5 protein-coding genes are annotated in these 5672 nt (G+C 47.8%); 1 reads left to right on the plus strand and 4 read right to left on the minus strand.

Annotated elements, in window-relative coordinates; genetic code table 11:
- The 4 genes from NZ772_12520 to NZ772_12535 all read right to left on the minus strand — a co-directional run.
- Nucleotides 1-1764 (minus strand): translation initiation factor IF-2 N-terminal domain-containing protein (locus tag NZ772_12520; protein MCS6814374.1); only part of this gene is annotated, 1764 nt, incomplete at its 3' end.
- 178 nt (nt 1765-1942) lie between these two features.
- A complete protein-coding gene (locus NZ772_12525; protein MCS6814375.1) occupies nt 1943-2227 on the minus strand; it encodes a YlxR family protein in 285 nt (94 codons plus the stop codon).
- Nucleotides 2227-4581, minus strand: coding sequence for a 1,4-alpha-glucan branching enzyme (glgB, locus tag NZ772_12530; GenBank protein MCS6814376.1), 2355 nt, complete (start codon nt 4579-4581; stop codon nt 2227-2229). The genes NZ772_12525 and glgB overlap by 1 nt, the downstream gene beginning before the upstream one ends.
- A 258-nt stretch (nt 4582-4839) precedes the next feature.
- Nucleotides 4840-5370, minus strand: coding sequence for a cofactor assembly of complex C subunit B (locus tag NZ772_12535; GenBank protein MCS6814377.1), 531 nt, complete (start codon nt 5368-5370; stop codon nt 4840-4842).
- 155 nt (nt 5371-5525) lie between these two features.
- Between NZ772_12535 and NZ772_12540 the strand changes: the two genes are divergently transcribed.
- Nucleotides 5526-5672 (plus strand): ribose 5-phosphate isomerase A (locus tag NZ772_12540; GenBank protein ID MCS6814378.1); only part of this gene is annotated, 147 nt, incomplete at its 3' end.

Consider the following 5672-nt stretch of genomic DNA (forward strand, 5'->3'; position numbering starts at 1 on the left):
AACGTCCACGTGGTAAGCGCCAATATGCTGTGTGATTCCACCAGCTTCACCTTGAGCAACTTTAGTTTTGCGAATGGAATCAAGTAAGGTTGTTTTTCCATGATCCACATGACCCATAATCGTAACTACAGGTGGGCGACGCTGGAGATTTTCTAAATCATCCATGTCCAGCATCTCAGTGGTCTTGCGAGCAGTTGATTCTTCCTTTACAGTTTCAACCTCAACTTCGAGGGCCTCTGCCACCATCTGGATGGTGTCAACTTCTAGAGCTTGGTTAATATTGGCAGCAATCCCCTTCATAAACAGAATCTTAATGACTTCTGTTTCAGGCACAACCAGTAATTGCGCCAATTCTTGCACCGTCATGCGGCCTGTAAGGGTGATTTTCTTAGGTCGTTCTACTACAGCAGGTTCTTCACGACGATCGCGGCGATTGCGGCTGCGGCCTTCCTCCTCACTGTCTCGATCGACAGACTTTTTCGCCTTTGGTGCCATGGCAGGCTTTGGCTGACTAGCTTTTGGTGGCTTGGGCTTGGCAGGGCGCGCTAGTGATAAGCTCACCAATACAGTTGATGTTGGCACTCTAAGTTCATCGTCGATAAAATCCTCATCCAAGTCGTCGTCTAGCAACACTAGATCACGCCGTTTGCCCTTTGTTGCCGACTTACCTGGCTTCTGGCGTGATTCTAGCAGCTCATCATCATCTTCATCTCGCTCCCTATCTCGCTTTAGACGAGGGGCTGATGGGCGGCGTAGTTTGAAATCTTCAGCCTCACCTAAGTCCAGAGGGTTGATGACGACACCGACTGAATCCAAGTTTTGAGATTGGACGACATTCTTTCTATCGGGCTGAGTCTCGCGTTGGCTATCAGATGTAACCCGCTTTGGTCGCTGGATTTCGGGGATTGATCGTGGCTTACTGTTAACTGACGAACTATCTGTCTGATCAGCCGTCTTATCCTGCTGCTTTCTCAGGGCAGATGGCTTGGGCAACACAGGCTTTGTCGGCGAGGCTGACCCGTTGGTTGAAGGTCTCTCAGATGGGCGATCGTCTACTTTCCCCGCTGCATCTGAGCGCACAGGCTTAGGAATCGGTCGCTTTACCAAATTGGGCGGCGACGTAACCCGCTTAACCGGTTCAGATTGGGATGTTGCATCAGCACTACCTGGGGAACGATCTCTAACGGGCTTAGGAGGCTGCTTTGCGGGCGAGGCTTGGGGGCGACTCACGGGTGGGGTAACGACACTGCCTACAGGCTCAGTAGCAGTAGGCGGCTTCGCAATAGGAGCTGGAGCCGGATCTACACTGGCCGGTCGAGGCGGTGAAGCAGGCTGTCCTGCAGGCACGTTAGTCTCCTCAGGCTTAGCAGGAACGGATACCTTTTGAGACTCAACAACATCAGATGAATCGGTAGTAGGTGACTGAACTGAACGCGGTGGCTGAGGCACTTCCAATGGACTAATTCGACGAACTTCCAAGATTTGCTGCTTCTGGATGCTTGGACGTTCTACTAACTTTTCTGTTGACTTCTTAGTAATCAAGTTTGACGATGACGCACTTTTTGGGGATGGTGACTTGCCTTGAGAAACAGGGCGAGCCGTGTAGGACTGAGCAGCATCTCGGATACGAGCTGCATCATCCTCTGAGATTGTACTACTGTGACTCTTCGCTTGAATATTCAATTGTTCACAGACTGTAAGAATATCCCGATTATCGAGATTCAAATCTTTTGACAGCTCATAAATTCTAACTTTGCCGTTCATCCAGTATCTACCTCGTACATCTGCAAGTTTGTTACATAGTGTCTTACCGCCTTTCTATAGACGACCAATCACGATTCGGACTGCTGATTAAGCGCGATAACCCCGATGCTTTGAGACCATTGGCAACTGATGACGAAACCTAACCCGAAACATTTATGTCAACTCAAGCCTCAGAATCTTATGATTGAGTTTGCTCAGCTACAGACGACTGAGCAACCTGAGAGAGTCGTTGCCATAGAGTCTGGTAAAGTTCGGGAGGAATACTAGCTTTCAATGCCCGTCCCAACCGATTTTTTTGTTGTGCTAGCTTCAAGCAACTAGCCTGAGGACAAAGATACGCAGAGCGACCCATGCCCTGATCTAATTGTACTGCCTGGGATGGGTAAACCCTGACAACTCGCCAAAAATCTGCCTTAAGAGCTACTCGACGGCAACTGACACAGCGACGATAATTCGGCTCCATTAGTCAGACGATGACGTGGATGTACTAGCTTTAGCCAGCTTAGTTTTTTGACGATCGAGCTTCAATATTAACACTCCTAAGGGAGGCAGACACAAATCTAGGGAGTAAGGGCGATTATGGAATGACCAATCATCAGTCCACTTACCTCCTAAGTTGCCGACGTTACTGCCCCCATACCGCCGAGCATCGGTATTTAGCAGTTCTGTGTAGAATCCTGGCTCAGGTACTCCAATGCGGTAATGAGAGTGAGGCTGAGGAGTGAAGTTACATACTGTTACGATGAAATCTGGCTCGTAGGGTTCATGCTCAGGTAGTTCTTTGCCTAACTTGCTCGGATGTGCTGCCCAGCGAATGAACGACACGACACTGTGACGGTTGTCACTACAGTCAATCCATTCAAACCCCTCATGGGAAAAATCTTGAGTGTATAGGGCTGGTTGGCTACGGTAGAGAGCATTCAACTCAGTTACAAACCGTTTTAGCGCCTGGTGAGGTTCATATTGCAGCAAATGCCATTCCAGATCAGCCCACACATTCCACTCACTCCACTGACCAAATTCCATACTCATAAACAGAGTTTTCTTGCCGGGATGGGTGAACATGTAAGCATAGAGACAGCGGAGATTTGCGAATTTTTGCCACTCGTCACCGGGCATTTTGCCTAGCATATTGCTCTTACCATGCACAACTTCATCATGGGAGAGTGCTAACATAAAGTTTTCGCTAAAGGCATACATAAGGCTAAAGGTGACGTTGTTTTGATGGAATTGGCGAAACCAAGGATCCATGTGAAAGTAGTCGAGCATGTCATGCATCCAGCCCATGTTCCATTTCAGGTTGAAGCCTAAGCCTCCAACATAGGTGGGCCAGGATACCATAGGCCACGATGTGGATTCTTCAGCGATTGACAAGATACCTGGAAAATAGCTGAAGATAACGTGATTCACTTGACGTAGGAAATCAGCCGCTTCAATATTCTCAGGGCCGCCGTACTGGTTAGGGATCCATTCACCATCCTTACGGCAGTAGTTGAGATAGAGCATAGATGCTACAGCATCAACTCGGATCCCATCAATGTGGTACCGATCGAACCAAAAGAGTGCATTGGCTACTAAGTAGTTACGCACCTCGTTACGTCCATAATTGAAGACTAAGGTACCCCATTCTTTATGTTCACCCTTACGAGGGTCAGCATGTTCATAGAGGTGGGTGCCATCGAAGTAAGCTAATCCATGGCCATCTTTGGGAAAGTGTCCAGGTACCCAGTCAACAATGACACCAATACCCTCTTGATGACACTGGTCTACAAAATACATAAAGTCTTGGGGAGTGCCATAGCGAGAGGTACAGGCATAGTAACCAGTAACTTGATAACCCCAGGAACCATCAAAGGGATGTTCGGCGATCGGCAACAACTCTATGTGGGTAAAGCCCAACTCTTTAACATAGGGGATCAACTTAGCTGCCAGCTCACGGTATGTGAGGAAGCGTGCTCCTGGACGCAATTCTGATACCGTCACTACAGGTTCTGGCTCGCCGTTGGGTAATCGAGCTGGTTCTGCCGCATTGGCATTAAGCCATGATCCCAAATGCACTTCATAGATTGAGATTGGCTGAGTCAGCGGATTGGAATTGCGTCGAGCTTCCATCCACGCTTGATCGTGCCAGGTGTAATTATTGAGGTCAGTAACGATGGAGGCAGTTTTTGGGCGCACCTCTTGCTGAAATCCAAAGGGATCAGATTTTTCGTAACGATGACCTTCACGATTCTTGACTTCGTACTTATAGCGAGTACCTACCCCTAGGCCTGGAATGAACAACTCCCAGACACCGCTAGTGCCTTTACGCATCTGATGATTGCGTCCATCCCAGTGGTTGAAGTCACCGATTACGGAAACGTTACGAGCGTTAGGTGCCCATACAGCGAAATAGACACCCGCAACACCATCAATGTTGTCAAGGTGCGCACCCAGTTTCTCATAGATGCGATGGTGATTACCTTCGGAGAACAGGTACAAATCATAGTCAGTCAGGCGAGGCGATCGAAACGCATAGGGATCGTAAATAACGCGCTCGTGATTACCCTCTTTAATCCGGAGTTGATAATTATTGAGGTGGGGACGTTCAAGAAAGCACTCAAAAAATTTGGGATGGTGAACGGAGTGCATTGGGTGCTCAGTACGGTCGTCTGGACAGATAACCCAAACTGCCTCAGCAGAGGGCAGGTAAGCTCTGATTACCCAACCTTGTTTGCCATCATGGTCGATCGCGTGAGGTCCCAACACTTCAAAGGGGTCATGATGCTGATTCCAGACAATTCGATCTACTTGATCGCGAGCAACCGCCATCGACATGAACTACCTACCCTAACGTTATGAACGATTAACTACTACAGATTTTTGCACTAAGCGCGTCAGGCAACGGCATGGATTACAGATAGTCGTCAAACATTCACGGTCTCAACAGTGATGCTCAGCGAATACTGCAATCTGGATGTAGATTAACTTAATTTGGTAACTAATTCTTAACAAAGGGAAACAAACTGTAATTAAACCTGTGCTTAAACCAATGTATTGCAATTTGGGAATTCACAGCTAGCTACAGAAGGTTGCCTATGCTGATGGTTTGAGGTTCAACAACCGTTGAAGATCAGCAAGCTCGTTGCGATGAGCAGTAACAGTTAGTTCTGTACTACTGCCCTCGCTATCATTCAACTCTGTAATGGTCAAAATCACTTGTTCTAACCGTCTGGCCCTAGACCAATAAAACCAGCCCGCTAGGGGTGATAGCAGAACAGGAACTGATGTAAACAGGGCTGTGGTGTTGAGTGCCATTGAGAGCACAAGTCCCAGACATAGGAACCCCAGAGCTGCTAATACTGACAAGAATATTGCTAGGAAGAGACTGGGAGCCACAACACCTTCAAAAACAACCTGGTTCTGTTCGGGATTCAGTTGTGCAATCCGATAGGCACGCTGAAAAAAGTATTGTCGCAGTTGTTCTTTCAAGGTGGCATCAGGACGATCGCTCAACAGGCGCACGGTTTCTATGCGATCTTTGACAGAGGCACGGATAAAAAAGAACAAGCCCACCGCCAACAAAATAGTTAGCAGTAGTGTGGACGGAATAACCAATGATTCCATGGGAGGTAGTGAACAATTCAATGACTCTTTAACATAAGTTTACAGAAAACTGTTCCCAGAACGAGTCAAAAATGGCTGGATTTTGCGTGGAAGTTTCCCTAGGAAATATTACACTGGAATCGTTTTGACGCTGTTATTGATGAGGGCTGTAGAGCATGGCAACAACGACTGATCCGGCACAACTGATGAAGCAACAGGTAGCGAAGGCTGCTGTCGATTTAGTGCAATCGGGCATGGTTGTTGGCCTTGGTTCAGGTTCTACCGCAGCATTGGCAATTCAATACCTAGGAGAAAAGCTGCAA

The organism is Cyanobacteriota bacterium, from assembly GCA_025054735.1.
Lineage (GTDB): Bacteria > Cyanobacteriota > Cyanobacteriia > SKYG9 > SKYG9 > SKYG9.

Bases quoted from the DNA above. Each gene is read 5' to 3' on its own strand.
- NZ772_12525 (MCS6814375.1), bottom strand. From the start codon at position 2,227: ATGGAGCCGAATTATCGTCGCTGTGTCAGTTGCCGTCGAGTAGCTCTT.
- glgB (MCS6814376.1), bottom strand. From the start codon at position 4,581: ATGTCGATGGCGGTTGCTCGCGATCAAGTAGATCGAATTGTCTGGAAT.
- NZ772_12535 (MCS6814377.1), bottom strand. From the start codon at position 5,370: ATGGAATCATTGGTTATTCCGTCCACACTACTGCTAACTATTTTGTTG.